22 protein-coding genes are annotated in these 25,080 nt (G+C 63.5%); 10 read left to right on the top strand and 12 right to left on the bottom strand.

Annotation, left to right across the window (positions count from 1 at the left end; all coding sequences use genetic code 11):
- Positions 1–16 precede the first annotated feature (16 nt).
- From DOD19_RS01530 to DOD19_RS01520, 3 genes are all read right to left on the bottom strand, one after another.
- Complete coding sequence (locus DOD19_RS01530; RefSeq protein ID WP_112183689.1) at positions 17–1,615, bottom strand: FMN-binding glutamate synthase family protein; 1,599 nt, start codon at positions 1,613–1,615, stop codon at positions 17–19.
- A gap of 89 nt (positions 1,616–1,704) precedes the next feature.
- Complete coding sequence (gene mnmA / locus DOD19_RS01525) at positions 1,705–2,817, bottom strand: tRNA 2-thiouridine(34) synthase MnmA (protein ID WP_112183687.1); 1,113 nt, start codon at positions 2,815–2,817, stop codon at positions 1,705–1,707.
- On the bottom strand, positions 2,814–3,308 hold the full coding sequence (locus DOD19_RS01520; RefSeq protein WP_112183685.1) for an NUDIX hydrolase: 495 nt from the start codon (positions 3,306–3,308) through the stop codon (positions 2,814–2,816). The genes mnmA and DOD19_RS01520 overlap by 4 nt, the downstream gene beginning before the upstream one ends.
- A 287-nt stretch (positions 3,309–3,595) precedes the next feature.
- Between DOD19_RS01520 and DOD19_RS01515 the strand changes: the two genes are divergently transcribed.
- From DOD19_RS01515 to DOD19_RS01475, 9 genes are all read left to right on the top strand, one after another.
- Positions 3,596–4,735, top strand: a complete 1,140-nt coding sequence (locus DOD19_RS01515; RefSeq protein ID WP_024979073.1) for a Re/Si-specific NAD(P)(+) transhydrogenase subunit alpha — start codon at positions 3,596–3,598, stop codon at positions 4,733–4,735.
- An 82-nt stretch (positions 4,736–4,817) separates the two neighbouring features.
- On the top strand, positions 4,818–5,180 hold the full coding sequence (gene panD, locus DOD19_RS01510; protein ID WP_024979074.1) for an aspartate 1-decarboxylase: 363 nt from the start codon (positions 4,818–4,820) through the stop codon (positions 5,178–5,180).
- Between the two features lie 71 nt (positions 5,181–5,251).
- Complete coding sequence (locus tag DOD19_RS01505; protein ID WP_024979075.1) at positions 5,252–5,581, top strand: NAD(P) transhydrogenase subunit alpha; 330 nt, start codon at positions 5,252–5,254, stop codon at positions 5,579–5,581.
- Positions 5,578–7,038, top strand: a complete 1,461-nt coding sequence (locus DOD19_RS01500; RefSeq protein WP_024979076.1) for an NAD(P)(+) transhydrogenase (Re/Si-specific) subunit beta — start codon at positions 5,578–5,580, stop codon at positions 7,036–7,038. Before DOD19_RS01505 ends, DOD19_RS01500 begins: the two co-directional genes overlap by 4 nt.
- A 150-nt stretch (positions 7,039–7,188) precedes the next feature.
- Entirely contained in the window at positions 7,189–8,226 is a 1,038-nt protein-coding gene (locus tag DOD19_RS01495) for a response regulator (protein ID WP_024979077.1), read from the top strand.
- 656 nt (positions 8,227–8,882) lie between these two features.
- On the top strand, positions 8,883–10,295 hold the full coding sequence (gene phcB / locus DOD19_RS01490; RefSeq protein WP_024979078.1) for a class I SAM-dependent methyltransferase PhcB: 1,413 nt from the start codon (positions 8,883–8,885) through the stop codon (positions 10,293–10,295).
- 20 nt (positions 10,296–10,315) lie between these two features.
- Positions 10,316–11,644, top strand: a complete 1,329-nt coding sequence (locus DOD19_RS01485) for an ATP-binding protein (protein ID WP_112183684.1) — start codon at positions 10,316–10,318, stop codon at positions 11,642–11,644.
- 7 nt (positions 11,645–11,651) lie between these two features.
- A complete protein-coding gene (gene phcR / locus DOD19_RS01480; protein ID WP_112183682.1) occupies positions 11,652–12,758 on the top strand; it encodes a two-component system hybrid sensor histidine kinase/response regulator PhcR in 1,107 nt (368 codons plus the stop codon).
- Positions 12,759–12,840: 82 nt separating this feature from the next.
- Positions 12,841–13,848, top strand: a complete 1,008-nt coding sequence (locus tag DOD19_RS01475; RefSeq protein ID WP_024979081.1) for a response regulator — start codon at positions 12,841–12,843, stop codon at positions 13,846–13,848.
- Between the two features lie 34 nt (positions 13,849–13,882).
- Here DOD19_RS01475 and DOD19_RS01470 read toward each other — a convergent pair whose 3' ends face one another.
- The 8 genes from DOD19_RS01470 to DOD19_RS01435 all read right to left on the bottom strand — a co-directional run bounded on the left by DOD19_RS01470 (position 13,883) and on the right by DOD19_RS01435 (position 23,333).
- Complete coding sequence (locus DOD19_RS01470; protein WP_112183680.1) at positions 13,883–15,301, bottom strand: class I SAM-dependent RNA methyltransferase; 1,419 nt, start codon at positions 15,299–15,301, stop codon at positions 13,883–13,885.
- Positions 15,302–15,430: 129 nt separating this feature from the next.
- On the bottom strand, positions 15,431–15,853 hold the full coding sequence (locus tag DOD19_RS01465) for a CopD family protein (protein ID WP_024979083.1): 423 nt from the start codon (positions 15,851–15,853) through the stop codon (positions 15,431–15,433).
- 87 nt (positions 15,854–15,940) lie between these two features.
- The gene (locus tag DOD19_RS01460; protein ID WP_112183678.1) at positions 15,941–17,221 is read right to left on the bottom strand and encodes a glutamate-5-semialdehyde dehydrogenase; all 1,281 of its coding nucleotides are present in this window, start codon (positions 17,219–17,221) and stop codon (positions 15,941–15,943) included.
- Positions 17,222–17,293: 72 nt separating this feature from the next.
- Positions 17,294–18,370: a DNA polymerase III subunit delta gene (gene holA, locus DOD19_RS01455; RefSeq protein WP_024979085.1), complete on the bottom strand. Its 1,077-nt coding sequence runs from the start codon at positions 18,368–18,370 to the stop codon at positions 17,294–17,296.
- 25 nt (positions 18,371–18,395) lie between these two features.
- On the bottom strand, positions 18,396–18,920 hold the full coding sequence (lptE, locus tag DOD19_RS01450; RefSeq protein WP_037027129.1) for an LPS assembly lipoprotein LptE: 525 nt from the start codon (positions 18,918–18,920) through the stop codon (positions 18,396–18,398).
- 30 nt (positions 18,921–18,950) lie between these two features.
- The gene (gene leuS / locus DOD19_RS01445; RefSeq protein WP_112183676.1) at positions 18,951–21,584 is read right to left on the bottom strand and encodes a leucine--tRNA ligase; all 2,634 of its coding nucleotides are present in this window, start codon (positions 21,582–21,584) and stop codon (positions 18,951–18,953) included.
- A gap of 177 nt (positions 21,585–21,761) precedes the next feature.
- Positions 21,762–22,553 (bottom strand): 4-hydroxy-tetrahydrodipicolinate reductase, encoded by a 792-nt coding sequence (dapB, locus tag DOD19_RS01440; RefSeq protein ID WP_112183674.1) that lies wholly within the window; start codon positions 22,551–22,553, stop codon positions 21,762–21,764.
- A gap of 123 nt (positions 22,554–22,676) precedes the next feature.
- Complete coding sequence (locus DOD19_RS01435; RefSeq protein ID WP_112183672.1) at positions 22,677–23,333, bottom strand: outer membrane protein assembly factor BamE; 657 nt, start codon at positions 23,331–23,333, stop codon at positions 22,677–22,679.
- 149 nt (positions 23,334–23,482) lie between these two features.
- Between DOD19_RS01435 and fur the strand changes: the two genes are divergently transcribed.
- Positions 23,483–23,914 (top strand): ferric iron uptake transcriptional regulator, encoded by a 432-nt coding sequence (gene fur, locus DOD19_RS01430; RefSeq protein ID WP_004632868.1) that lies wholly within the window; start codon positions 23,483–23,485, stop codon positions 23,912–23,914.
- 71 nt (positions 23,915–23,985) lie between these two features.
- Here the strand turns inward: fur and DOD19_RS01425 are convergent, their stop codons facing one another.
- Positions 23,986–25,029, bottom strand: coding sequence for a LysR family transcriptional regulator (locus DOD19_RS01425; protein ID WP_112183670.1), 1,044 nt, complete (start codon positions 25,027–25,029; stop codon positions 23,986–23,988).
- Positions 25,030–25,080 lie beyond the last annotated feature (51 nt).

Below are 25,080 nucleotides of genomic sequence, written 5' to 3'. Positions count from 1 at the left end.
CGGAAACTCACGAGCGTTACACGGCCACCGGATCAAACCGTTCGGCCTGGGCCATCGGCCAGTAGCGCTCATAGAGTTGATAGCGGTACCGCCCCGCAAGCAGGTCGCCGGGTTCCAGGTACTTGAGCAGCGCGGAGAGCAACTGCACCTCGTTGCCCGACACGCGCCGCACGATGTGGTGCGCGCGAAAATCCGCCGGATGCTGCAAGCCGGCCGCCTGCGTCAGTTCCAGCAGCGCATGCAACGTGTGCGCGTGATATTGATGCACGCGCTCGGCCTTGTCGGGCACCACGAGCGCCTTCTGGCGAGACGGATCTTGTGTTGCTACGCCGGTCGGGCAGCGGTCGGTGTGACACTTCTGCGCCTGGATGCAGCCGAGCGCAAACATGAAGCCGCGCGCAGCGTTGCACCAGTCGGCACCCATTGCCAGCGTGCGCGCCACGTCAAACGCCGTGACGATCTTGCCCGACGCGCCGATCTTGATTTTGTCTCGCAGATTGGCACCCACCAACGTGTTGTGCACCAGCAGCAGCCCCTCCTGCAGCGGCGTGCCGACGTGGTCCGTAAATTCGAGCGGCGCTGCACCCGTGCCGCCCTCCGCGCCGTCGACGACGATGAAGTCCGGCAGGATGCCCGACTCCAGCATCGCCTTGACAATGCCGAAGAACTCCCACGGATGTCCGATGCACAGCTTGAAGCCAGTGGGCTTGCCGCCCGACAGCGTGCGCAGCCGATCCACAAACTGCAGCAGCCCCAGCGGCGTGCTGAACTCCGAATGCGCGGCTGGCGAAATACAGTCCTTGCCAATCTGAATGCCGCGCGTGGCGGCAATCTCGGGCGTCACTTTGGCAGCAGGCAATACGCCACCGTGCCCCGGCTTGGCGCCCTGCGACAGCTTCACCTCAATCATCTTCACCTGCGGGCTGCGCGCCTGCTCGGCAAAGCGGTCCGGATCAAAGCGGCCATTGGCGTCACGGCAGCCGAAGTAGCCCGACGCCACTTCCCAGATCAGGTCGCCGCCCTCTTCGCGGTGGTACGGCGAGATCGAACCCTCACCCGTGTCATGAATGAAGTTGCCGAGCTTCGCGCCACGGTTGAGCGCGCGAATGGCATTGCCCGACAGCGCCCCAAAGCTCATCGCCGAGATGTTGAACACCGACATGGAATACGGCTTGGCGCGGCCCTCGCCCACCATCACGCGAAAGTCCGACGAGGCGATGCGCGTGGGCGCCAGCGAGTGGCCGATCCATTCGTGCCCCGGCACCTTCACATCGACTTCAGTGCCGAACGGGCGGCTATCGACTTCGCCCTTGGCGCGCTGATAGACGATGCTGCGCTGGGCACGCGAGAAGGGCTTTTCGTCCGTATCGTCTTCAACGAAGTACTGGCGGATCTCCGGGCGAATGAACTCGAACAGGAAGCGGAAATGGCCCCAGAGCGGGTAGTTGCGCAACACCGAATGGCGCGCCTGTGTGATGTCGTGCACGCCCAGGATGACGAGCATGCCCGGAATGACCGCGCACACCCAATGCAGACGCCCCGCTATCGCAAACCCGGCGGTGACGGCAAACAACAGCACAACGCCCGCAAAGGCCCAGTAGCGACGTGGCAGCATGACAACCCTGTGTGGAGACAATCAGGGCGCAAGCTTAAACGAGTGCCGCAACGGCCGCAGCCGTCACAACGCAGTGTTGCGAAAAGCGCTTAGGCGATCGCCTTTTCGACGAGAGCCGGTTCAGCAGCCGAAATAATGCCGCCGCCCAGGCAGATTTCACCGTCATACAGCACAGCGGATTGGCCGGGTGTGACGGCCCATTGCGCCTCGGGAAAGGCCAGCGTGAGCGCGCCATCTGCCGCGCGTACAACCGTGCAAGGTGCATCCGCCTGGCGATAACGCGTCTTGGCGCCAAGATGGGCGCCTTCGGCGGGTGCGTGGCCGGCCACCCAACTCAGATCATCAGCATGCACGGTGTGCGCCAGTAGCCACGGGTGATCGTGACCCTGCACCACATACAACGTGTTGGCCGCCATGTCCTTGCGGGCCACATACCAGGCATCGCCGGTGCCGTCGCGGCTGCCGCCGATGCCAATGCCCTTGCGCTGCCCCAGCGTGTAGAACGCCAGGCCGATGTGCTCGCCGATGGTCTTGCCGTCGGGCGTCTTGATCGGGCCGGGCTTGGTCGGCAGGTAGCGGTTGAGGAAATCGCGGAAGGGCCGCTCGCCGATGAAGCAGATGCCGGTGGAATCCTTTTTCTTGGCGTTCGGCAGGCCAATCTCGGCGGCGATCTCACGCACCTTCGTCTTCGGCATCTCGCCCAGCGGGAAGAGCGTGCGCGAGAGCTGCGCCTGGTTCAGCCGGTGCAGGAAGTAGCTTTGGTCTTTCGTGTGATCGAACGCCTTGAGCAGCTCGAAGCGGCCATCGACCTCGCGCACGCGGGCGTAGTGCCCGGTCGCGATCGTGTCGGCGCCCAGCGCCATCGCGTGATCGAGGAAGGCCTTGAACTTGATCTCGGCGTTGCACAACACGTCGGGATTGGGTGTGCGGCCAGCCGAATATTCGCGCAGGAAGTCAGCAAATACGCGGTCCTTGTACTCGGCGGCAAAGTTGACGGCTTCCACATCCACGCCAATCAGGTCGGCCACCGATACCACGTCGATCCAGTCTTGCCGGGTCGAGCAGTACTCGCTGTCGTCATCGTCTTCCCAGTTCTTCATGAACAGGCCGACGACGTCGTAGCCCTGCTGTTTGAGCAGCCAGGCAGTGACAGACGAATCCACCCCGCCGGACATGCCGACGACGATGCGCTTCTTGCTCATGGCTGCCCTCCGAGCCCATACACACTGGCGTGCGTATGGATGACGTCGAGCGGGTAGCGCTTGCCGGCCAGGTAGTCTTCCACGCAGGCGAGCAGCAACGGGCTGCGGTGGCGTTCGCGGCTGGCGCGGATTTCATCCGGTGTCATCCAGACGGTGCGGACGATGCCGTCGTCCAGCGCGCGGCGCGGGTCTTGGGGGCCGAGCTCGCCGGTAAATGCCATCCGCACATAGGTGATCGGATCCCCCTGCGGCGGTTGGAACTGCGCCATGTAGCAGCCCAGGAACGCGGTCGGCACAAAGCTGTACGCGGTTTCTTCCATCGCCTCGCGCGCGACGGCGTCGACCAGGCTTTCGTCCGGGTCGAGATGGCCGGCAGGCTGGTTCAGGCGCAAGCCGACATCGGTGTGCTCTTCAACCAGTAGAAAGCGCCCATCTTGTTCAATGACGGCGGCAACGGTAACACCGGGTTTCCAGCGAACAGCTTGGTTCATGGCAAAAAGGCAACAAAAACAAGGCGTTATTGTAGCTGGAGGCCGCCCTCCCCGCTTGCCCAGGGCGTTGGAGCAGACGCATATGGCCGCGCGCCGCTGTTGTGAGCAATTGAGCACACGTTTGCGCAGGATCGGCCTGCATTCCTTGTCGGTTCGGATATTCGACATGCCATTCGACGAGCGTCCGTGCGCCAAAAAGTTCGGGTAAGCTGCACGTCGATCCTGATCCCGCGCGCCTTCGTTCACTTCGCGCGCATCCTAAACATAATCAGCGAGGAGAGAACACGATGCACATCGGCATCCCGCAGGAGACGCGGGCGGACGAGACGCGCGTTGCCGCGACCCCGGAAACGGTGAAAAAGTACGTGGCGCTTGGCCATCAGGTGACGGTGCAATCGGGTGCCGGCGTAGCCGCCGCCCAGCCCGACGACGCTTACGTGGCTGCGGGCGCCAAGATCGGCACCGCGGCTGAAGCGCTCGGCGCGCAGATCGTGCTGAAGGTGCGCTCGCCAGAAGCGGCCGAACTGGCGCAGATGCAGCCGGGCGCGGTGCTTGTCGGCATGCTCAATCCCTTTGATGACGAAAATACGGCCCGCCTCGCCGCCGCCAACGTCACCGCGTTTGCGCTGGAAGCTGCACCACGCACCACGCGCGCGCAAAGCATGGACGTGCTCTCCTCGCAGGCCAACATCGCCGGCTACAAGGCCGTGATGGTGGCGGCCAACCATTACCAGCGTTTCATGCCGATGCTGATGACGGCCGCCGGCACGGTGAAGGCCGCGCGCGTGCTGATCCTGGGCGCCGGTGTGGCCGGTCTGCAGGCCATCGCCACGGCCAAGCGCCTGGGTGCCGTGATCGAAGCCTCCGACGTGCGCCCGGCCGTGAAGGAGCAGATCGAATCGCTGGGCGCCAAATTCCTCGACGTGCCGTTCCTGACGGACGAAGAGCGCGAGATCGCCCAGGGCGTGGGCGGCTATGCCCGCCCGATGCCGCCCGACTGGATGCGCCGCCAGGCAGAACTGGTGCACACGCGCGCAAGCCAGGCCGACATCGTCATCACCACGGCGCTGATCCCGGGCCGCCGCGCGCCGACGCTGCTGTCCGAAGCCACCGTGCAGGCGATGAAGCCGGGCTCGGTCGTCGTCGATCTGGCGGCGGCGCAAGGCGGCAACTGCCCGCTCACCGAAGCCGACCGTGTGGTCGTCAAGCATGGCGTCACGCTGGTGGGCTACACCAACCTCGCGTCGATGGTGGCGGCCGATGCCTCTGCCCTCTACGCCCGTAACGTGCTCGATTTCCTCAAGCTGATCATCGACAAGGATGGCGGCCTGAACATCAACCGCGAAGACGACATCGTGGCCGCCTGCCTGCTCAGTCAGGCCGGCCAGGTGGTGCGCGCTCCCGCAGCCACGAGCGCCGCCAAATAAGAACGGAGACGGCGGCCTGGCGGGCGTCACAACCCGGCCTGGTCGCCAGTGGCGATTTCATTTTTGTTTCAAGGAAAGCTTCATGCAACGCAACATGCTTCGCGCCAAGCTGCACCGCGCGACGGTCACCCAGGCCGATCTCGACTACGAAGGCTCATGCGGCATTGACGAGGACCTCCTCGACGCTGCCGACATGCGCGAATACGAGAAGATCGAGCTGTACAACGTCAACAACGGCGAACGCTTCTCGACCTACATCATCAAGGGCAAGCGCGGCTCGGGCGAAATCTCGCTCAACGGCGCCGCTGCACGCCGCGCCCACGTGGGCGACCTGCTGATCATCTGCACCTACGCGCCGATGAACGAAGAGGAGGTCGCCGCCTACAAGCCCAAGGTCGTGCTGCTGGGCGAGGGCAACAAGATCAAGGCCATCAAGGAAACCTGACGCGCCAGGCGGCCCGTGTCTGCATGACAGGGCCGCTTCGCACATCGACCAAGAAGCGAGGAGGAGCACTCATGGAGCTGGTCAATCACACGGTGATCAACCTGATCATCTTCGTGCTGGCGATCTACGTCGGCTACCACGTGGTCTGGACGGTCACGCCGGCGCTGCATACGCCGCTGATGGCCGTGACGAATGCCATCTCGGCCATCATCATCGTCGGCGCCATGCTGGCGGCCGGCCTGACACAGACGGGCCTGGGCCGCACGATGGGCGTGGTGGCGGTGGCACTGGCAGCGGTCAACGTGTTTGGCGGCTTCCTGGTCACCCAGCGCATGCTGGAGATGTTCAAGAAGAAAGAGCCGAAGGCCAAGGGCGGTCAGAGCGAGGGAGCCAAGCAATGAGCATGAACCTCGTCACCCTGTTGTACCTGCTGGCGTCGGTGTGCTTCATCCAGGCGCTCAAGGGGCTTTCGCACCCGACCACGGCGCGGCGCGGCAACGCGTTCGGCATGACGGGCATGGCAATCGCCGCCGTCACCACCATCGCGCTCATCTACAAGCTCAAGGCCGAGATGTTTGCCGGCACCGAGAGCGGCACATCCACGGGTTTCATCCTGATCTTCGCGGGCTTGGTTGTTGGCGGCGGCATCGGCGCCTATGTGGCGCGCACGGTCGAAATGACCAAGATGCCCGAGCTGGTGGCCGCCATGCACTCGCTGATCGGTCTGGCCGCCGTGTGCATTGCCGTGGCCGCCGTGGCCGAACCGTCGGCGTTCGGCATCACGATGGCTGGTGACAACGTGCTGCCGTTGGGCAACCGCGTGGAGCTGTTCATCGGCACGTTCGTCGGCGCCATCACGTTCTCGGGGTCGGTCATCGCCTTCGGCAAGCTGTCGGGCAAGTACAAGTTCCGCCTGTTCCAGGGCGCGCCGGTGCAGTTTGCCGGCCAGCACATGCTGAACCTGCTGCTGGCGGTGGCCATGCTGGGCTTCGGCATCCTGTTCTTCCTGAGCCAGAGCTGGCTGCCGTTCGTCATCATGACGGCCATCGCCTTTGTACTGGGCGTGCTGATCATCATTCCGATCGGCGGCGCCGACATGCCGGTGGTGGTGTCGATGCTGAACTCGTATTCGGGTTGGGCAGCGGCCGGCATCGGTTTCTCGCTCAACAACCCGATGCTGATCATTGCCGGCTCGCTGGTCGGTTCATCCGGTGCCATTCTGTCTTACATCATGTGCAAGGCGATGAACCGGTCGTTCTTCAACGTGATCCTGGGCGGCTTCGGCTCCGAGGCTTCCGCCGGAGCCGCAGCGAGTGGCGGCGGGCAGCAGCGCCCGGTCAAATCGGGCTCGCCGGATGATGCGGCCTTCCTCATGGGCAACGCCGAAACAGTCATCATCGTCCCCGGCTACGGCCTGGCGGTGGCGCGCGCGCAGCATGCCCTGAAGGAACTGACCGAAAAGCTGTCGGACAAGGGCGTCACCGTCAAATACGCAATCCACCCGGTCGCAGGCCGCATGCCGGGCCACATGAACGTGCTGCTGGCCGAAGCCGAAGTGCCGTACGACCAGGTGTTTGAAATGGAAGACATCAACGGTGAGTTTGGCCAGGCCGACGTGGTGCTGGTGCTGGGCGCAAACGACGTGGTCAACCCGGCGGCCAAGAACGATCCGAAGTCGCCCATTGCCGGCATGCCGATCCTGGAGGCCTACAAGGCCAAGACGATCATCGTGAACAAGCGCTCGATGAACGCCGGCTACGCCGGGCTCGATAACGAGCTGTTCTACATGGACAAGACGATGATGGTGTTTGGCGACGCCAAGAAGGTCGTCGAAGACATGGTGAAGTCTGTCGAGTAAGGCCGTGCACTGACGGCTGTCAACGGGCCGTCAGGTCAAACGGGTTCCGCTTGCTCCCGGCGGCGGCAGGCAGTAACGTAGTGCAAACGGGCAGCGCCGGCCACACCGGCCGTGCGCTGCACCCGGCCCCCTTCCGATTCCTCCCGACGTATGCAACAGGACAGCGCCCTGCCGGTCTATTTCCACCCCACCCTGACGGTGGTGGTCGACGACAGCCAATCGTTCGTGGAAAGCCTCGGGTTCCAGATGGACCCATCGCGCGCGCTGTTGGCCTTCAATGATCCGGAAGAGGCCCTGGTGTGGCTGCGCCAGTGGCATTCGCTTCGCATGCCGGGTTTCCTGCCCGTGCGCGTCACGCACGACGACCTGACGTTCTCGACCGAGCGCCGCACCATCCAGCTTGACGTTGACCGCGTCTACCGTCAGATCCACGAGGTCAATCGTTTCCTGCAGCCCTCTGTCATCGTGGTGGATTACTCCATGCCGCGTATGAACGGGCTGGAGTTCTGCGCCAAGCTCAAAGATCTGCCGTGCATGACGATCCTGCTCACCGGCATGGCCGACGAGAACATCGCCGTGCAGGGTTTCAACGACGGCCTGATCGACCGCTACATCAAGAAAGACAATCCGGCGATGGCCGAGCGGCTTAGCGCGGAAATCGAAGCACTGCAGGTGCGCTACTTCAGCAACCTGTCGAGCACATTGCGCGATCTGCTGTCGCGCCACTCATTCAGTTTTCTGTCGGACCCCGCGATCACACGGCTCGTGCGTGAGCTGTCTACACGCTACCGTTTCATCGAGTACTACTTGTATCCGCACCCCGCCGGCGTGCTGCTGCTCACGGCCGACGGGCGCGCCACGCTCATGGTCATCGAGACCAACGCGAGCATGCTCACGCACCTGGAGAACGCCGAGGCGTACAACGCGCCCGATGCGCTGCTCAAGGGCTTGCACGACAAGCAGATCGTCCCGTTCTTCTGGCCCGGCGACGGCATGTACACCCCGGCCTGTGTGGAGTGGGAACAATATTGCCTGCCCGCAGAGGTTTGCCAGGGGCGCGAACCGTACTACTACGCGCTGTTCGACATGCCCAGCCACCTGCTGCCGGCACAGGTCTACAGCTACACCCAGTTCCTCACCAACTACAAGCAGGATCCGGACGCGCTCACCGGCCGCAAATCACGCTGAGGTGGTGTTTTCGCTTTGCTCTGCACTGCGGGTTTCCGCATTGTGTGGGTCACATTGGGCAAGTACAATCGATTGCGTCATCCGGCAGCCACGACGTCAGAGCATGGCCCGGCTGAATCGCCCTGATGCATGCGTGGCATAGCTGCGGCATCATGGCGAACGAGGGTTCCGGCACGCAACATTCGATACGGCGCCCCAAGTTCATTACTGTGCGGGATTCTCCTTGAGGGACGATTTGGGATGCAGCAGCGGGCCGCGCGTTCAAGCAGCGCGCGTTGCGGATGTCAGGGGAGTGCATCGTTCCAATCTGGTCATGGTTCACGGTTGCACGATTCCCGTTGCCACGCTGTTGATCGGCCGGTAGTAGAGGTGCCGCGGTAGCAATACTGACGGCGCCGGCTGCAGTCGATCATCTTCCCCGATCTTCTCGGAGCGGGTTTGGGCGAGAGACGCCCGGGCTGGCGCGTATTGCGCACGGCCAGCGGACGGCTTCAAGCACGCTTTCACGACTGATGCGGCGGCATGCCCGGCAGTGTCGGCGGGGCGCGTCGTATTCGCGGTGCCCGGATTCGCGGTGCGACCCCGGGTGCACGGTTGTTGGAGTGAGCGTCCCGCTTGGCAGACGTTTTCCCTGAAGTCTCCGGCAAATTCGCACCGTGTACTCACCCAACCAAATCGATCCCGCGGTCAGCTTCCGCAACTCACAGGGTCAGCAGGTCCGCGGCACCATCATCACGCTGCAGCGGCGTGCCCTGGTGATGGAGATCTACAACCCCTACTCGATCGTGCAGGTTAGCGAGGTGCTGTCCGAACTCGCGATCAAGATGGGGACGCGGCAAGCCTATCTTGGCAAGGCGGTGGTGATCAGCCTGGTGAACACGGGACTGACCGCAGTCGTCTCGCTCACGCTGATCGACGAATGGCGCGAGCTATCGGAAGTGGCCGACACGCCCGCCTCGGTGGGCGAAGAAGCGCGAACGTTCGTGCAGGAATGGCAGGAACGCTTCCGCATCCATCGCGACTATCAGATCGTCGTCAACGAGATGCGTGCGTTCTTGGCCGAGGTGTCGCGCTGGGTAGAACAGGTGGATCTGTCGAAGACATTGCCGCGAGAAGACAACAAGCTGCGCATGGATGTCTTCCAGGAGCTGGCCGAGCCCATCATGCTCAAGCTTAAGGGCTACATGGATGGGCTGGAGTCGGAAGCAGGCAAGGTGGAGGCGGAGCTTGCGCCGGCGCACCGCACGTTCGCGCAAGCCGCGCTGCATCCGCTGCTGTTGCGCGCGCCCTTCATCTATCGCACGTACACCAAGCCGCTGGGCTATGCGGGCGATTACGAGATGGTCAATCAGATCCTCTCCGACCCGCGAGAAGGTCCGAACACGTATTTCCAGATCGTCAACGCCGCCTTCCTGCGTACCGACGTGGCCGAGGCGCACCGCAACCGCATCGACATTCTTGTGCAGTATCTGAGCGACCTGGCCGCACAAGCCAAGGCGGCGGGCCGTACGTTCAAGGTGCTCAACGTGGGCTGCGGACCAGCGGTGGAAATTCAGCGCTTCATTCAGCAGCATCCGGAACCAACGCTGCTGTCGTTCGAACTGGTGGACTTCAGCGAAGAAACGCTCGACTACACCCGCGAGCAGATGCGCCGCGCGATGGACCGCGCGCGCAAGACCGTCACCGTCGATTTCGTGCATGAATCTGTACACCAACTGCTCAAACGCCGCATCACGGCCGACAGCCCGCAAGCCGGCGATTGCGATGCGGTCTATTGCGCCGGCCTGTTCGACTATCTCTCCAACAAAGTCTGCCAGCGCCTGCTCGCTTACTTTGCTTCGCGTACGCGTCGGGGCGGCGCCATTCTTGCGACCAACGTGCACGGCAACAACCCGATGCGCTTCGTGATGGAACACGTGCTGGAGTGGTACCTCGTCTATCGCGATGAACCACTGATGGCCGAGCTGCTGCCCGAAGGCTCGCACGACGTGCGTGTCTATACCGACGTGACCGGCGTCAACGTATTCGCCCATGCCAGCGTAGCCGGGCTCGCCACATCCGCCGCTTAATCCGCCGCCCAGGAACACGCATGGAGCCCATTACACATCGCGGATACCAGGCCGAGCTGAAGCAGTTCCGGCTCGTCTTCAGCCGCATGGCGGCCGTTACCGGCATCGTGCTGGTGCTGGCAGGCGTCGGGCTGGACTACGGCATGTACGTGGACAAGCTCTGGCTGTTCGCCTCACTGCGCGTCATCACCTCGCTCATCATGTTCGGCGCACTGCTTGTGCTCTATACGCGCTGGGGCGAAGAGCATGTGCAGAGCCTGACGTTCTTCTGGTTGATCTGTCCGCAGATCATGATCTCGTGGATGATCTACGACACCGAGGGCGCCAGTTCACCGTATTACTCGGGGCTCAACCTGGCGATCTACGCGGTGGGCATGGTGATGCCGATCGGCTTTCTGCAAGCCGTACTGTTCGGCACCTGCACGTATATCTTCTGGGTGATTGCGCGCACGCTGCATCCGGGCGGCATCCAGTCGCGCGAGATCTTCATCGTGCATTCGCTGTTCATCCTGTTCTCGATTGCGACGAGCACGCTGTACACGTACTTCAACGAACGCGGGCGCTTCCAGCTCTTCCGACTCAAGGAAGAAGTTGCGCAGAAGAACGAGCAGCTCGCGCAGACCAATCAGAACCTCACCGACATCAAGGGCCAGCTTCTGCAGCAGGAAAAGATGGCCGCCATCGGCACGCTGTCTGCGGGCCTGCTGCATGAGATCAACAATCCGGTCAACTTCTGCCTGATGGCGATTGCCGTGGCGCAGGAAGACCCGACCGCCAAGGGCAGCCCGATGCTGCTCGAATGTCTGTCCGATGCCAAGGAAGGCATGCAGCGTGTGCAGCATATCGTGTCGGATCTGAAAACCTTCGCCTACCGCAGCCCTGAGAAGGGCGAGGCCGACGCGCCGTTCCTGGCGGAGAAGGCAATCGACTCGGCCATCCGCCTGACGAGCCACGAGTTGCGTGGCGTGGCCCTCGAACGCAAGCTTCCTCCGGACACGCTCGTGCGCGGCGACGAGGCCGCCATCATCGGCGTGCTCATCAACCTGCTGTCGAACGCGGCGCTTGCCATGCAAAAGGTGCAGCGCGAGAACCCGCGCATCGAAATTGCCGGCGAGTGGATCGACAACCGCCTGCATGTGGTGGTGACCGACAACGGCCCGGGCATCTCCGAGAAAAACCTGTCGCGCGTGTTCGAGCCGTTCTTCACCACGCGCGATGTCGGCAAGGGCCTTGGTCTGGGCTTGTCGATCAGCTACAGCGTCATCCAGCGGCACGGCGGCACCCTTGCCGTGACGAGTCAGGAAGGCGAATGGGCGCGCTTCACGTTCGACCTGCCGCGCTCGGAGTAGAAGCATCATGGACACCACGCCGGACACCGTCACCATCCTCTACGTCGACGACGAAGCGCAGGCCTGCAAATGGTTCGCGCGCATGATCGGCACCGGCTACGAGGTGCTGACGGCCAACAGCGTCGAAGAGGCCAAGACCGTGCTGCACGATTCGCACGAGCGCATCAGCGTGGTCCTGACGGACTTCCGCATGCCGGGCGGCGACGGCACCGAACTGCTGCGCTTCATCGATGCGGAATACGGCGACATCGCCACCATCCTCGTCACCGCATATGCCGACAAGGACCTGCTGATCCAGGCTGTGAACACCGGGCGCGTGTTCAAGATCCTGGAGAAACCCTATCAGCCCGATGACGTGCGGCGCTCGCTGCAAGAGGCGCTGGCACTGCGCCAGGACCGCCTCTTGCGTACCCAGCGCCTCATGGCAATCGACGAAACGCTGGCTTTTCTTGCGCACGAGCTGAACACGCCGTTGGCCGCCATCTCGAACTTTGCACGCGGCATCCGCATGCGCGTTGACCAAAGCGAGCCCACACCCGGGGCCCTTCCCGAAATTGGCCGCGCTGCCGACCGCGTGCAGGACAACGCGCGCTATTGCCTCTCGGTGATCGCCACGTTCCTGAACTCCGTGCGCAACACGTACGGCAAGCCCGGCACAGCGGCCACGCCCAACAGCGCGGGCGGGCTGATCCGCTCGTTGTTCGACACGTACCCGTTTACGAACGCGCAGCGCGAATGGGTGTCGTACCGCGTGGAAGACGATTTTCCGATCCAGACGCTGCCCAACTGCGTGATGCTGGTGCTCTCGTCGCTCACGAGCAACGCGTTGCAGGCATTGCGGCACACCAACGCGCCGAAGCTTGAAATCGTTGCCAGCCGTGTGCCGGACGCCGGCACCACCCAGCACATGATTCGCATCGAGGACAACGGCCCCGGTATTGCGCCCGACGTTCTCGCGCGGCTGACCATCGACCCCGTGACGACGCGCGCCGAAGAAGGCGGCAACGGCATGGGCATGATTTTTTGTACGCGGATCATGCAATCGTTCGGGGGAGCGATTGCGATTGATTCTGCACCCAGCGCAGGCACGCGCGTGACTCTGACGTTCCCATGACAACACCACAAGACTTACGAACCAGGCCGCACGTGATTCGCGCGTTTGCCGTATCGACTGCAATTGCTATGAGGAGTGACGGATGATCAATCCCGGGGGCAACGAGCCCAAGATCCTGTACGTGGACGACGAGACATTGGCGCTGACTTACTTCGGCCGTGCCATCGGTTCACTGGCGCCGGTCGTCACCGCCACCTCGGTCGAAGAAGGCAAGCGCATGCTCGACCAGCACGCCGCCACGCTGGGCGTGCTCGTGTCGGACCAGCGCATGCCCGGTGAACTCGGCAACGAATTGCTGCGCTACGCACGCGAGCGCTATCCGCACCTCGTGCGCATCCTGACCACCGCCTACTCCGAAATCGAAGACACGGTTGAGGCAGTCAACCAGGGGCAGATTCACCGCTACATCAAGAAGCCGTGGGACATCACCGCGCTGCGTGTGGAACTGAAGCAGGCATTGGAATTCTCCGATCTGCGTCGCGAGCGTGACGCGCTGCTGCGCGAGAAGATGACCGTGCGCCAGAGCCAGACGCTTACACATCGCATCGGCGCGTTGCAGACGCTGTACCTCGCGGTGTCGGGGCTGTCGTCGTTCAGTGCAGTCAACGATTACCTCCGTGCAGCCGCCGTCGTGGGTCTGCAATCGCTGGCACAGCCCGATTGGGCGATGAAGGACTATACCGAGCTGGTTGGCGAAGAAAGCCTGCGTACCGGTGAGTTCAGCCACGCAGTGCGGCAGGCATATGTGGACCTGTCATCGCGCTTTGACAGCAAGCCCGCGGCGCAGGCGTTGGAAGTGCTGGCCGAGGTACTGCACGGCAAGGTCTCGCCGTCAGGTAGCGATGCTGCGGCGGTGGTGGATCTCACCACGCTGACGGAATTCCTGGAGGCGGCGTCCACGCACAAGGTGTCGGAATCGCATGCCAAGTGGCTGGCGTTCCTGCTGTGGCTCGATGGCAAGGGTTGGTCGCTCACGGCCGAGCGCGATGGCGCGACAGTCAAGCTGCGCCTGCTCGACAACCAGACGCAGCTCACGCCGGATCAACTCGCGGCGTGGATGGAGCATTTCCAGGATCTGCAGGCCGCCTGAAACGCCGCCCGCAGTTGTCACACAACGCCGATGCTTATGCGTCGGCGTTGTCGTTTGAGGCATCGCCCTTTGAGGGCCACTCGGACCGCTCGGGTCGATCGCGCATACCGCCCTTCACCATGTCGAAGCGGAACAGACGGCATTCGATGTTGCCGTTGTAGAGCGGTGTGCGCTGCGATTCCTTCAGTCGCATCCGACGCGGCATCGACAGATCGCCGGTGAAGACGAACGCCTTCCAGCCGGCGAAGTCGCGCTTGAGCGTGCCGGCAAAGGCCTGCGCGAACTCGTTGGCGGCGGCCTCTTCCTCGGGGTCGACGGGGGGCGGCGGCTCCGGTTGACGCAGCTCGCGCATCGGACGGCGACCATCGTCGCGCGGGGCGCCCATGGCTCGGCTGGCGCGCTCGAACACGGTGCCGTCCTCCTCACTCTCGCCTTCCGGCCGGCGGCGGCGCGAACCGTGAGCACCACGCACGACAATACGTTCACCGTAAGGCGGGTTCATCAGCAGCACACCGGCGGCCTCGAACGGCGGCTTGCCGAAACGCGCATCAACTTGCTTGAGCACCGGCTCGCCGGGCAGGCCGGCACGCTGCCAGTTGGCTGCGGCATAGGCGAGCATGTCGGTGGAAATGTCGGCGCCAGCAACCAACGGCGGCGCACGGCGCATGGAGGCGGCGGCAGCATCGGAGGCGGCTTCGCGCAGGCGCTTGAAGCATTTGGCGTCGTGGTCCTGCAACCACTCGCAGGCGAAGGCGCGCTGGCCGCCCGGCGCAATGCCAAGCGCGCGTTGCGCGGCTTCAACGAGGAATGTGCCGCTGCCGCACATCGGATCGTAGAACGGCATGCCGTGAGCACCCGTCCAGCCCGTCAGGCGCAGAATGCCGGCGGCGAGATTTTCCTTCAGCGGCGCCTCGCCCTTTTCCTGGCGCCAGCCGCGCTTGAAGAGCGGCTCGCCGGTGGTGTCGAGATAGATCGTGCAGTCGGTCTCGGTCAGGTACGCGTAGATGCGCACGTCGGGGGAGACGGTATCGACGCTGGGCCGCGCGCCCATGCGTTGGCGGAAGCGGTCACACACCCCGTCCTTCACGCGCAGGCCGACAAACTTCAAGCTCTGCAGCGGCGATTTGTGCGCAGTCACGTCCACGCGGATCATCTCGTCGGGCGTGAAGTAATCTTCCCAGCGCTGCGCGGCGGCCAGCGCGTAGATGTCGTCTTCCGAGCGATACCCGCGCGAGCCGAGGCGCATCAGCACGCGGCTGGCGATGCGGCTGTGCAGGTTCACGGCATACGCCGCACCCTGCGTGCCGAAGAAGTGCACGCCACCCGGCACGGTGCGGCCCACCTCGAACGCGGCCAGCTCATCCACCTCCGGGCGGATGGCGATTTCGGCCAGTTCATCGGCCAGCGCCTGTTCTAGCCCACGGGGGCATGGCGCGAAGTAAGCAGTTGCCATCGGAACACAAAATAGTTAGAGATCGCTGCAAAATGAAGCGAAGCGGTTCTGACGGGTCAATGCCGACGCAGACAGTACAAGTCGTACGGCAAGGAGGGGTTGGGCCGTCAGAATCATTTTGCAGTGATCTCAGAACGGCTTGACGACCACCAGGATCGTAATCGCCAGCAACAACAGCACCGGCAGTTCATTGAACCAGCGGTAGAACTTGTGGGAGCGCTTATTGGTGCCCGCCTCGAACTTGCGCAGCAGCACGCCACAACCGTGGTGATATCCGATCGTCACGAGCACCAGCGCGAGCTTCGCGTGCATCCAGCCATTGGGCGGATACAGCCCGATGCGATATCCCAGGAACAGCCACAGCCCCAGCAGGATCGCGACAATCGCCAGCATCGTCGTGAAGCGGAACAGCTTGCGCGCCATGATCAGCAGGCGCGTGATGGCCGCACGCTCGGTTTCCATCGCAAGGTTCACGAAGATGCGCGGCAGATAGAACAGCCCGGCAAACCACGACGCGATGAAGACGATGTGAAAGGCTTTGACCCAGAGCATGCGAACAGTCCCGTGAATGGTATGAAGCGCGATCGATGAAAACGCGTCGCGCCGCTCGTGGCGGCGCAAAACGTGCAAGAAGCGATATCAGGTGCGAATCTCGCCGTGCCCGAACACGACGTACTTCAGCGAGGTCAGCCCCTCCAGCCCGACTGGCCCGCGCGCGTGCAGCTTGTCGTTTGAGATGCCAATCTCGGCGCCCAGGCCGTACTCGAAGCCATCGGCAAATCGCGTAGACGCGTTGATCATCACGCTCGCCGAATCGACCTCGCGCAGGAAGCGCATGCCGGTCGAATAGTTTTCGGTGATGATCGAATCGGTGTGTGCAGACCCGTAGGTGTTGATGTGCTCGATGGCGGCGTCCAGGCCGTCAACGGTGCGGATCGACAGGATCGGCGCGAGGTACTCGGTGTGCCAGTCGGCCTCAACGGCATCCTTCAGATTGCCGAGGCCGGCAGCTTCCAGCGTGGCGCGCGTGGCCGGGCATACGCGCAGTTCAACGCCCTTGTCCTGGTAAATCTTCGCCAGAGGCGGCAACGCGCGCGCAGCCACATCGCGCGATACGAGCAGCGTCTCCATCGTGTTGCACGGCGCATAGCGCTGCGTCTTGGCGTTGTCGCACACGCGCACGGCCTTTTCGATGTCGGCATCGGCGTCGATGTAGACGTGGCAGATGCCATCCAGGTGCTTGATCATCGGCACCCGGGCTTCTTCGATCAGGCGCGCGATCAGGCTCTTGCCACCGCGCGGCACGATCACATCGACATACTCCGTCATGGTGATGAGCTTGCCTACCGCCGCGCGGTCTGTGGTGGCCACCACCTGCACGGCGTTGGCAGGCAAGCCCGCATCGGCCAAACCTTCCTCGATGAGCGCGGCCAGCGCGCCGTTCGATTCGATCGCCTCGGAGCCGCCGCGCAGAATGGTCGCGTTGCCCGACTTGATGCAAAGCGCCGCGGCATCCACCGTCACGTTCGGACGCGACTCATAGATGATGCCGATCACGCCCAACGGCACACGCATCTGGCCGACCTGGATGCCGGTCGGGCGGAACTTCATGTTGCTGATCTCGCCGATGGGGTCCGGCAGCGCGGCGATCTGCTCCAGGCCAGCGGCGATGGTATCGATGGCGCGGTCGGTGAGCGTGAGGCGGTCGATGAAGGCAGCATCCTGGCCGTTAGCGCGGGCGCGCTCGACGTCGCGGGCGTTGATCTCTTTGAGCTTGGCAGCATCGCGACGGACGGCGGCTGCAATATGCAACAGCGCGCGGTTCTTCTGCGCGGTGCCGGCACGTGCCATGCCGCGCGAGGCGGTGCGCGCCTGACGGCCGACCAGGGCCATGTATTCGTTCACGTCGAGCTGCTTCATGATGATCGCGACCGGCGAGCTGCCGGCAATTCAGAGTGAGGACAATTCGGAGGCTTGCGCCAATGGCGCGGATCAGGCCGGCACCGGGAGGCTGCCGGGCCGCGCGATGCGCATCGCCAGTTGCAGCAGGCCATCCCATGGTTCAGCCGGTAGCGATGGTTCGCGCAATCCCTTGACCTGCCGATCCAGCTTGGCAGCCATGGAGAGTGCTCCCTCCAGCTCGTGCAGCGACAACCGCTGCGCCGCCTGCGGCACCAGCCGCTCGCGCGGGCCCCACACCCGAAGTTCCCGCAGCATCGAGGCCACCGGCTTGCCTTGGGCCGCACCCGAGGCGATTTTTGATAGTACGCGAATTTCTTCGGTCAACGTCCAGAGGACCAGGACCGTGGCTTCGCCCTCGCCGCGCAGGCCTTCGAGCATGCGGACCAGACGCGGCACATCTCCCGCCAGCATGGCTTCGGACAGCTTGAACACGTCGTAGCGCGCCACGTTGAGCACCGCATCGTGCACATCGTCGAACGTCAGTACGCCCGCCGGATGCAGCAGACCGAGCTTCTGGATTTCCTGATGCGCGGCCAGCAAGTTGCCCTCCACACGGTCGGCAATGAACTGCAGGGCGCGTCGGCCAGCCTCACCAGGCTCCGCACGCTGCTGCTGGCGTGCCAGGCGCTCGCCAATCCAGCCAGGCAGCTTGGTGCGGTCCACCGAATCGATCTTGATCGACACGCCCGCGCCTTCCAGCGCCGCGAACCACGCCGACTTGGCGGTCGCAAAATCCAGCCTCGGCAGCGTAATCAGCGTGAGGGTATCGGTGGCGGGGCCGGACGGCGTGCCCGCAGCCAATGCGCGCAATGCCTCACCGCCATCCTTGCCGGGCTTGCCGGACGGAATGCGCAACTCGACGATCTTGCGATCCCCGAACAGCGACATCGATTGCTGCGCCTCGGTCACGCGCGACCACGAGAAACCGCGCTCGACGCTCATCACCTCGCGCTCGCTAAAGCCCTGCGCACGGGCGGCTTGGCGCAGCGCATCGACAGCTTCCAGTGCGAGCAGGTGCTCGTCGCCGTGCACCACATACAGCGGCGCGAGCCCCTTGGTGGTGGCCTGCTTCAGATGACCTTCGAGCGCATCGAGCCGCAATTGCATGCCAAACCTTGCCCTGATCCGCCGCTTACGACGGCAGCTTCACGGCACCCAGACGCCGCACGAGCTGATTGATCGTATCGCCCTGCATGTCGCGGTAGAGCGCCGCTTCTTCGTAGTCCTTGGCGAGCACCTGCGTCTCGTTGTACGAGAGATCGCGGAACTGCGTGATTTCCGACGGCGGGATCAGCAGGTTGTCGTGCGCATCGCGCAGCTGGAAGCGGAAGCGATACGTAATGCGGTATTCGCGCACCACACCTTGCGGCGTGAGCGACGAGATGGTCTTCACGCGATCTTCGGCCAGCACGTCGAGCAGCGCATCGGCGTCTTTCTTGTCCGACACGATGACGGTGTCAGAGCCGTTGTCGATTAGCCGGCGCAACTGCGCGCGCATCTGCGAGTTCTGCGGCAGATTGATGTACAGCCGCTTGAACGCAAAGTCGGTATTGCCCCGCATGTGAAAACCGCAGGCGGACAGCGCCGGAAGCGCGATCGCCAGGGCAAGGACAGAGCGACCAAAGCGGCGGCGGGACAAACCTCGGGACAACGACATAACCATGCGTTCCTTGAGTGGGATGGCCGATCAGGCCACCACGTTCACCAGACGGCCCGGCACCACGATGATCTTCTTGGGCGGCTTGCCTTCAGCAAATTTCTGGACCGCTTCATCCTTGGCGGCAATCGCTTCGATGGCGGCGCGGTCGGCATCGGCCGGCACGACGATGCTGCCGCGCACCTTGCCGTTGACCTGCAGCACAAGTTCGATCTCGCTCTGCACCAGGGCGCCTTCGTCGACCTGCGGCCACGGGGCGTCGAGCAAGTCACCATACGCGCCGGCGTAGCCCAATTCCGTCCACAGCACGTGCGTGATGTGCGGCACCACCGGATACAGCACGCGCAGCAGCAGCCCCAAGCCTTCGCGGCGCGTATCGGCACCCGCGTCCTTGGCGCCTTCCAGCGCGTTGAGCATCTTCATCGTCGCCGAGACAACGGTGTTGTACTGGAGGCGCTCGTAGTCGTAGTTGGCCTGCTTGAGCACGGTGTACAGCTCGCGGCGCAGCGCGCGATCGGCATCCGTTGCACCCGCCACGACGCCATTGCCGTGACCGGCGCGAATGGCGTCACCATGCGCCACGCCAAAATTCCACAGACGGCGCAGGAAGCGCGAGGCACCTTCCACACCGGCGTCGTTCCACTCGAGCTGTTGCTCGGGCGGCGCGGCGAACATCGTGAACAGGCGCGCCGTGTCGGCACCGTATTGGTCGATCAGCGCTTGCGGGTCGATGCCGTTGTTCTTCGACTTCGACATCTTTTCCACGCCGCCAATCACCACCGGCTGGCCATCGGCTTTGAGCGTGGCACCCACCGGGCGGCCGCGTTCGTCGGTCTGCACGTCAACATCGGCCGGATTGATCCACTGTTTCTTGCCCGACGCATCTTCGCGGTAGTACGTCTCGTTGAGCACCATGCCCTGCGTGAGCAGGTTGGTGAACGGCTCGTCGAACTTGACCAGGCCCAGGTCACGCATGACCTTGGTCCAGAAGCGCGCGTACAGCAGGTGCAGGATCGCGTGCTCGATGCCGCCGATGTACTGGTCCATCGGCATCCAGTAGTCGTTGCGGGCGTCGACCATGGTGTCGCCGTCCGGGCACGTATAGCGCATGTAGTACCAGCACGAATCGATGAACGTATCCATCGTGTCGGTCTCGCGGCGCGCGGGCTTGCCGCACGACGGGCACGGGCACTCCAGGAAGCGGGGGTCCTTGGCGAGCGGGTTGCCCGTGCCATCCGGAACGAGGTCTTCGGGCAGGCGCACCGGCAGATCCTGCTCGGGCACCGGCACGACGCCGCAGCTCTCGCAATGGATCAGCGGGATCGGCGTGCCCCAGTAGCGCTGGCGCGAGATGCCCCAGTCGCGCAGGCGCCAGGTCGTCTTCTTCTCGCCAAGGCCCTTGGCGGCCAGGTCAGCGGATACGGCGTCGACGGCCTGCTGATAGTTCAGGCCATCGTACTTGCCGCTGTGGAACAGCACGCCGTGTTCCTTGTCGCCGTACCACTCGGCCCAGGTGGTCGTGTCGTACGGCTGACCCTTTACGTCGATGACCTGCTTGATGGACAGGCCGTACTTGTTGGCGAAGGCAAAATCGCGCTCGTCGTGCGCGGGCACGCCCATCACGGCGCCATCGCCGTAGGTCATCAGCACGTAGTTGCCGACCCACACCGGCACGGATTCGCCCGTGAGCGGGTGTGTGACGGTCAGGCCCGTCGGCATGCCCTTCTTTTCCATGGTTGCCATGTCGGCTTCCATGACGCTGCCGTGCTTGCACTCTTCGATGAACGCGGCGAGTGCCGGGTTGGTCTGCGCGGCGTGCGTGGCGATCGGGTGCTCGGCGGCCACGGCGCAGAAAGTCACGCCCATGATGGTGTCGGCACGCGTGGTGAAGACATACAGCTTGCCGTCGTTGATCAGCTTGCCGTCGTCACCGGAAATGTTGTGCGGGAATGCAAAACGCACACCCTCGCTCTTGCCGATCCAGTTCTGCTGCATCAGCTTGACGCGCTCGGGCCAGCCCAGCGGATCGAGGTCGGAGAGCAACTCCTGAGCGTACTTGGTGATGCCCAGGTAGTACATCGGGATCTCGCGCTTTTCCACGATCGCGCCCGAGCGCCAGCCGCGCCCGTCGATCACCTGCTCGTTGGCGAGCACGGTCTGGTCAACCGGGTCCCAGTTCACGGTACCGGTCTTGCGGTAGGCGATGCCCTTTTCGAGCATCTTCAGGAACAGCCACTGGTTCCAGCGGTAATAGTCCGGGCTGCAGGTCGCCACTTCGCGCGACCAGTCGATCGCCAGACCCATCGACTGCATCTGCTTCTTCATGTAAGCGATGTTGTCGTAGGTCCATGCAGCCGGCGCCACGCCGTTGTTGAGCGCCGCGTTTTCCGCCGGCATGCCGAAGGCGTCCCAGCCCATCGGCATCAGCACGTTGTACCCCTTCATGCGCAGCTGACGCGTCATCACGTCATTGATCGTGTAGTTGCGCACGTGGCCCATGTGCAGCTTGCCCGACGGATACGGCAGCATCGAGCACGCGTAGAACTTGGGCTTGTCCGAGCCGTCAGCAGCGCGCGCGTGTTCGGTCACCCGGTAGGCATCCAGGGCCTGCCAGTGTTGCTGCGCTTGCTGTTCGACTTCGGACGGGGAGTATTTGTCTTGCATGGTGATGGGTCGTCCGGGTGCCCCGGGCGATTGCAGCCGCACAACCAACGCGCGCAGCCGGATTGAATAACGGAAAAGGCCCGATTATACCGTCGCCACCCATCCCATCCGGGCGATCGCGAGCGGAGAAAAAAGGCGCCGGACAGGCCTGCCGGCGCCCTTTCCTGCCCACCTGATTTACAGGCCGAGCACGTCATTCATGTCGTACAAGCCTTTCTTGCCGGCCACGTACACCGCAGCGCGCACGGCGCCTTCGGCATACGACTGGCGCGTGTTGGAGCGATGCGTGATCTCGATGCGCTCGCCGTCACCGGCAAACAGCACGGTGTGGTCGCCTACGATGTCGCCGCCGCGCACGGTGGCAAAACCAATGGTGCCAAGCTCCCGCGGGCCGGTCTCACCTTCTCGGGCATACACCGCACGATCAGCCAGCTTGGTGCCCTGCGCCTCGGCCACGATCTCGCCCATCTTGAGCGCGGTGCCCGACGGCGCGTCGATCTTGTGCTTGTGGTGCGCCTCCATGATCTCGACGTCATAGCCCTGCGCCAGGATCTTCGCGGCGACTTCGATCAACTTGAAGGTCGCGTTCACGCCCACGCTCATGTTTGGCGCCCAGACCACGCCGATCGACTCGCCGTAGGTCTTGAAGCTGGCCTTCTGCTCGGCCGTGAAACCGGTCGTACCGATCACCACGGCAGTGCCCAGCTCACGCGCCACATTCAGATGATTGAGCGTCGCGTCAGGACGTGTGAAATCGATCAGCACGTCGGCCTGCGAGAGCCCCGCGCGCACGTCGTCGGTCACAATCACGCCAGTGGTCTTGCCAAGCTTGGCGCCGGCGTCCTGTCCCACGGCGTCGCTGCCGGCGCGGTCCAGCGCGGCGCCCAGCGTCACGCCCGGCGTGCGCAGTACGGTGTCGATCAGCATCTGGCCCATGCGGCCCGAGGCGCCTGCAATCGCAATTTTCATGTCGGTGGAAGCGAAAAGCTGCAAAAGAGAAAGCGGTCTGTAAAACGCACAAGCGGCGGAACCCGTCCGCCGCTCGCTCGAAGATGGTGTGCCGGTGCTCCGGCTACACGCGCCCCTGGGCGTTCAGGGCGACGTGGTGGCCGGCGGCGGAACGCTGGTGTCGGTACCGCCACCACCAGTGCGGCGCTCCGGCAACGTCACGTCAACACTGTTTTTGGAGCCGGTGGTCGACTGCACGCGGTCAGCTGCTTCAGCCGACGGAATCGACGGCGCGCGCGCTGCCGGTGCGGCACCCGCAGCAGCAGCGGCTTGCGCGGCATCCTTCTTCGGGCGCTTGATGCCATCGATCTCGGAGATCAGTTCCGATTCGGACGGCAGCTCATCAGCGCCTACCCACTTGGCAAGGCGATCCCCATCAAACCACACGGTCAGCTTGCGTTCCTGCACAACGGCCGTGTTGCCACGCTTGAACGAGAAGATGTAGTCCCAGCGGTTGGCATGGAACATATCCGTCAACAGCGGCGTGCCGAGTACGAAGCGCACTTGGTCGCGCGTCATGCCTTCCTTGAGCTGCGCTGCTTGTTCGCGCGAGACGAAATTGCCTTGGACGATATCGATGCGATACGGCGTGATGGCATTGGCGATCTTGCGCGTGGTGCTGTCATAGGTGCCGCATCCGGCCAGCAACGCCGACGCAGCGAGCATGGCACCCACCAACAGGCCGCCGCGACGGACGACGTGGGTAAAACGGACAGGACTGCGCGCAAAGGAAAAGGTCATGAGCGATCGGCCTTCAAACGGTTCCGGACATGCCGGTACGGGAGGAATCGGCGACGGCGGTGCAAATCGTGCACGCCCGTCAATAGGACTTTTGCCGCCAAAACCCTTATGATTGGAATCCGAACATTGTACTCTAGGGAGCCTGGCGCATGCCGAGTCCTGCAGACCTCAAGAACATCGGTCTGAAAGCCACGGTGCCGCGGTTGAAGATCCTCGAGATCTTTCAGACCAGCGAAGAGCGCCACATGAGCGCCGAAGACGTGTACCGCATCCTGCTCGCCGAGCACATGGACATTGGCCTGGCCACGGTCTATCGCGTGCTGACGCAGTTCGAACAGGCGGGGCTGCTGTCACGCAACAACTTCGAATCCGGCAAGGCGATCTACGAACTCAACGAAGGCAAACACCACGATCACCTGGTGTGCCTCGATTGCGGCCGCGTGGAAGAATTTTTCGATGCCGAGATCGAGCAGCGCCAGCAGAGCATCGCCCGTGCGCGCGGCTTCGCGCTGCAGGAGCACGCGCTGTCGCTCTATGGCAATTGCACGAAGGAAGCCTGCCCGCATCGGCCAAAGCGCTGAAGCGTCATCGCAAAAGAAAACGGCCGCATCGTCTGCGGCCGTTTTTCATTGGAGCGGCGAGATGGCGGATGTCAGGCAGACAACCGCGTCTCGCCCTCCTTTTCTGCGTCGCCCTGGCCGCCCTTCTCGGCCTTGCCATGCTCATTGGCCTGTACGGGCGGATGGGCCGGCACGCCCGACGCCTGCCCGGTGTATTCGGCCACGACCTGCTTGAAGAGCTGACGCGCCCACACCAGCATCGGGTGCGTGTTGCGGCTACGGTGCCACAGCATGTTCAGCCCCAGCACGGTTTCAAGCTCTGCGGGCAGCGGGAACGCGTTGAGGTCGTACATCTTGCAGACCATGTCCTTCATCAGCGAGTTGACCGTGAAGATCATGTCGGTCTGGGCAGCCACTTCGCCCTGCGTGCGCCAGCTATGCACGGTCATGGTCGAGTTGCGCTTGAGGCCACGCTGCTGCAGGGCGTAGTCCAGCGGAATGAGCGACGGCGCAACGCGGCTGCCGGGGCTGCCCTGCGCGATGAAGATATGCTCGCAGTCGAGGTATTGCTCGAGCGTGCAGCGATCACCGAGGATCGGGTGGTCCTTGCGTGCACAGACCCACATGTTGAAGGAGGTCACGACCTCTTCCATGATCTCGGGGTGGCGCGTGGGAAACGGCGAGAACGCCAGATCCAGCTCGTTGGCGCGCATGGCGGCCACATCGGCCTCCCACGAGGACGACTCGGTCAGGCGTACCTGCAATGACGGTGCCAGCCGCTTGATGCGCAACAGGAAGCGATCGAACAGCGCATCGCCCAACGTGCCGGCAAAGCTGACGTTGAACGTACCGGTGGCTTCGGCCGGGTCAAACGTGGCGATATCGCCTTCGTTGATGGCAGCCCACAGGTCAAGCATCTCACGCACCTTGGGGCCGAGTTCGAGCGCCTTGGGCGTGGGTGTCAGACCGTGCGGAACACGGATGAAGAGGGGATCGTCGAAAATTTCGCGTAGACGGCCCAGCGAATGCGAGACAGCCGGTGCGGTCATGTGCATCTTTTCAGCCACGTAGGTGGCGTTGCGCTTGCTGAGCAGCTCAACAAAAATCACCAGCAGCTTGGTATCGACGTTGACCATGGGACGCCTTGGCTCGAACACGTTGGGAAACTGGAAAGGCAACCATTGCCG

Origin of the sequence: Ralstonia sp. GX3-BWBA (assembly GCF_003290055.1) — a bacterium.
GTDB classification, from domain to species: domain Bacteria; phylum Pseudomonadota; class Gammaproteobacteria; order Burkholderiales; family Burkholderiaceae; genus Ralstonia; species Ralstonia holmesii.
This window is presented reverse-complemented; position numbering and strand designations above follow the sequence as displayed.

Bases quoted from the DNA above. Each gene is read 5' to 3' on its own strand.
- DOD19_RS01530 (WP_112183689.1), bottom strand. From the start codon at position 1,615: ATGCTGCCACGTCGCTACTGGGCCTTTGCGGGCGTTGTGCTGTTGTTT.
- mnmA (WP_112183687.1), bottom strand. From the start codon at position 2,817: ATGAGCAAGAAGCGCATCGTCGTCGGCATGTCCGGCGGGGTGGATTCG.
- DOD19_RS01520 (WP_112183685.1), bottom strand. From the start codon at position 3,308: ATGAACCAAGCTGTTCGCTGGAAACCCGGTGTTACCGTTGCCGCCGTC.
- DOD19_RS01515 (WP_024979073.1), top strand. From the start codon at position 3,596: ATGCACATCGGCATCCCGCAGGAGACGCGGGCGGACGAGACGCGCGTT.
- panD (WP_024979074.1), top strand. From the start codon at position 4,818: ATGCAACGCAACATGCTTCGCGCCAAGCTGCACCGCGCGACGGTCACC.
- DOD19_RS01505 (WP_024979075.1), top strand. From the start codon at position 5,252: ATGGAGCTGGTCAATCACACGGTGATCAACCTGATCATCTTCGTGCTG.
- DOD19_RS01500 (WP_024979076.1), top strand. From the start codon at position 5,578: ATGAGCATGAACCTCGTCACCCTGTTGTACCTGCTGGCGTCGGTGTGC.
- DOD19_RS01495 (WP_024979077.1), top strand. From the start codon at position 7,189: ATGCAACAGGACAGCGCCCTGCCGGTCTATTTCCACCCCACCCTGACG.
- DOD19_RS01485 (WP_112183684.1), top strand. From the start codon at position 10,316: ATGGAGCCCATTACACATCGCGGATACCAGGCCGAGCTGAAGCAGTTC.
- phcR (WP_112183682.1), top strand. From the start codon at position 11,652: ATGGACACCACGCCGGACACCGTCACCATCCTCTACGTCGACGACGAA.
- DOD19_RS01475 (WP_024979081.1), top strand. From the start codon at position 12,841: ATGATCAATCCCGGGGGCAACGAGCCCAAGATCCTGTACGTGGACGAC.
- DOD19_RS01470 (WP_112183680.1), bottom strand. From the start codon at position 15,301: ATGGCAACTGCTTACTTCGCGCCATGCCCCCGTGGGCTAGAACAGGCG.
- DOD19_RS01465 (WP_024979083.1), bottom strand. From the start codon at position 15,853: ATGCTCTGGGTCAAAGCCTTTCACATCGTCTTCATCGCGTCGTGGTTT.
- DOD19_RS01460 (WP_112183678.1), bottom strand. From the start codon at position 17,221: ATGAAGCAGCTCGACGTGAACGAATACATGGCCCTGGTCGGCCGTCAG.
- holA (WP_024979085.1), bottom strand. From the start codon at position 18,370: ATGCAATTGCGGCTCGATGCGCTCGAAGGTCATCTGAAGCAGGCCACC.
- lptE (WP_037027129.1), bottom strand. From the start codon at position 18,920: ATGTCGTTGTCCCGAGGTTTGTCCCGCCGCCGCTTTGGTCGCTCTGTC.
- leuS (WP_112183676.1), bottom strand. From the start codon at position 21,584: ATGCAAGACAAATACTCCCCGTCCGAAGTCGAACAGCAAGCGCAGCAA.
- dapB (WP_112183674.1), bottom strand. From the start codon at position 22,553: ATGAAAATTGCGATTGCAGGCGCCTCGGGCCGCATGGGCCAGATGCTG.
- DOD19_RS01435 (WP_112183672.1), bottom strand. From the start codon at position 23,333: ATGACCTTTTCCTTTGCGCGCAGTCCTGTCCGTTTTACCCACGTCGTC.
- fur (WP_004632868.1), top strand. From the start codon at position 23,483: ATGCCGAGTCCTGCAGACCTCAAGAACATCGGTCTGAAAGCCACGGTG.
- DOD19_RS01425 (WP_112183670.1), bottom strand. From the start codon at position 25,029: ATGGTCAACGTCGATACCAAGCTGCTGGTGATTTTTGTTGAGCTGCTC.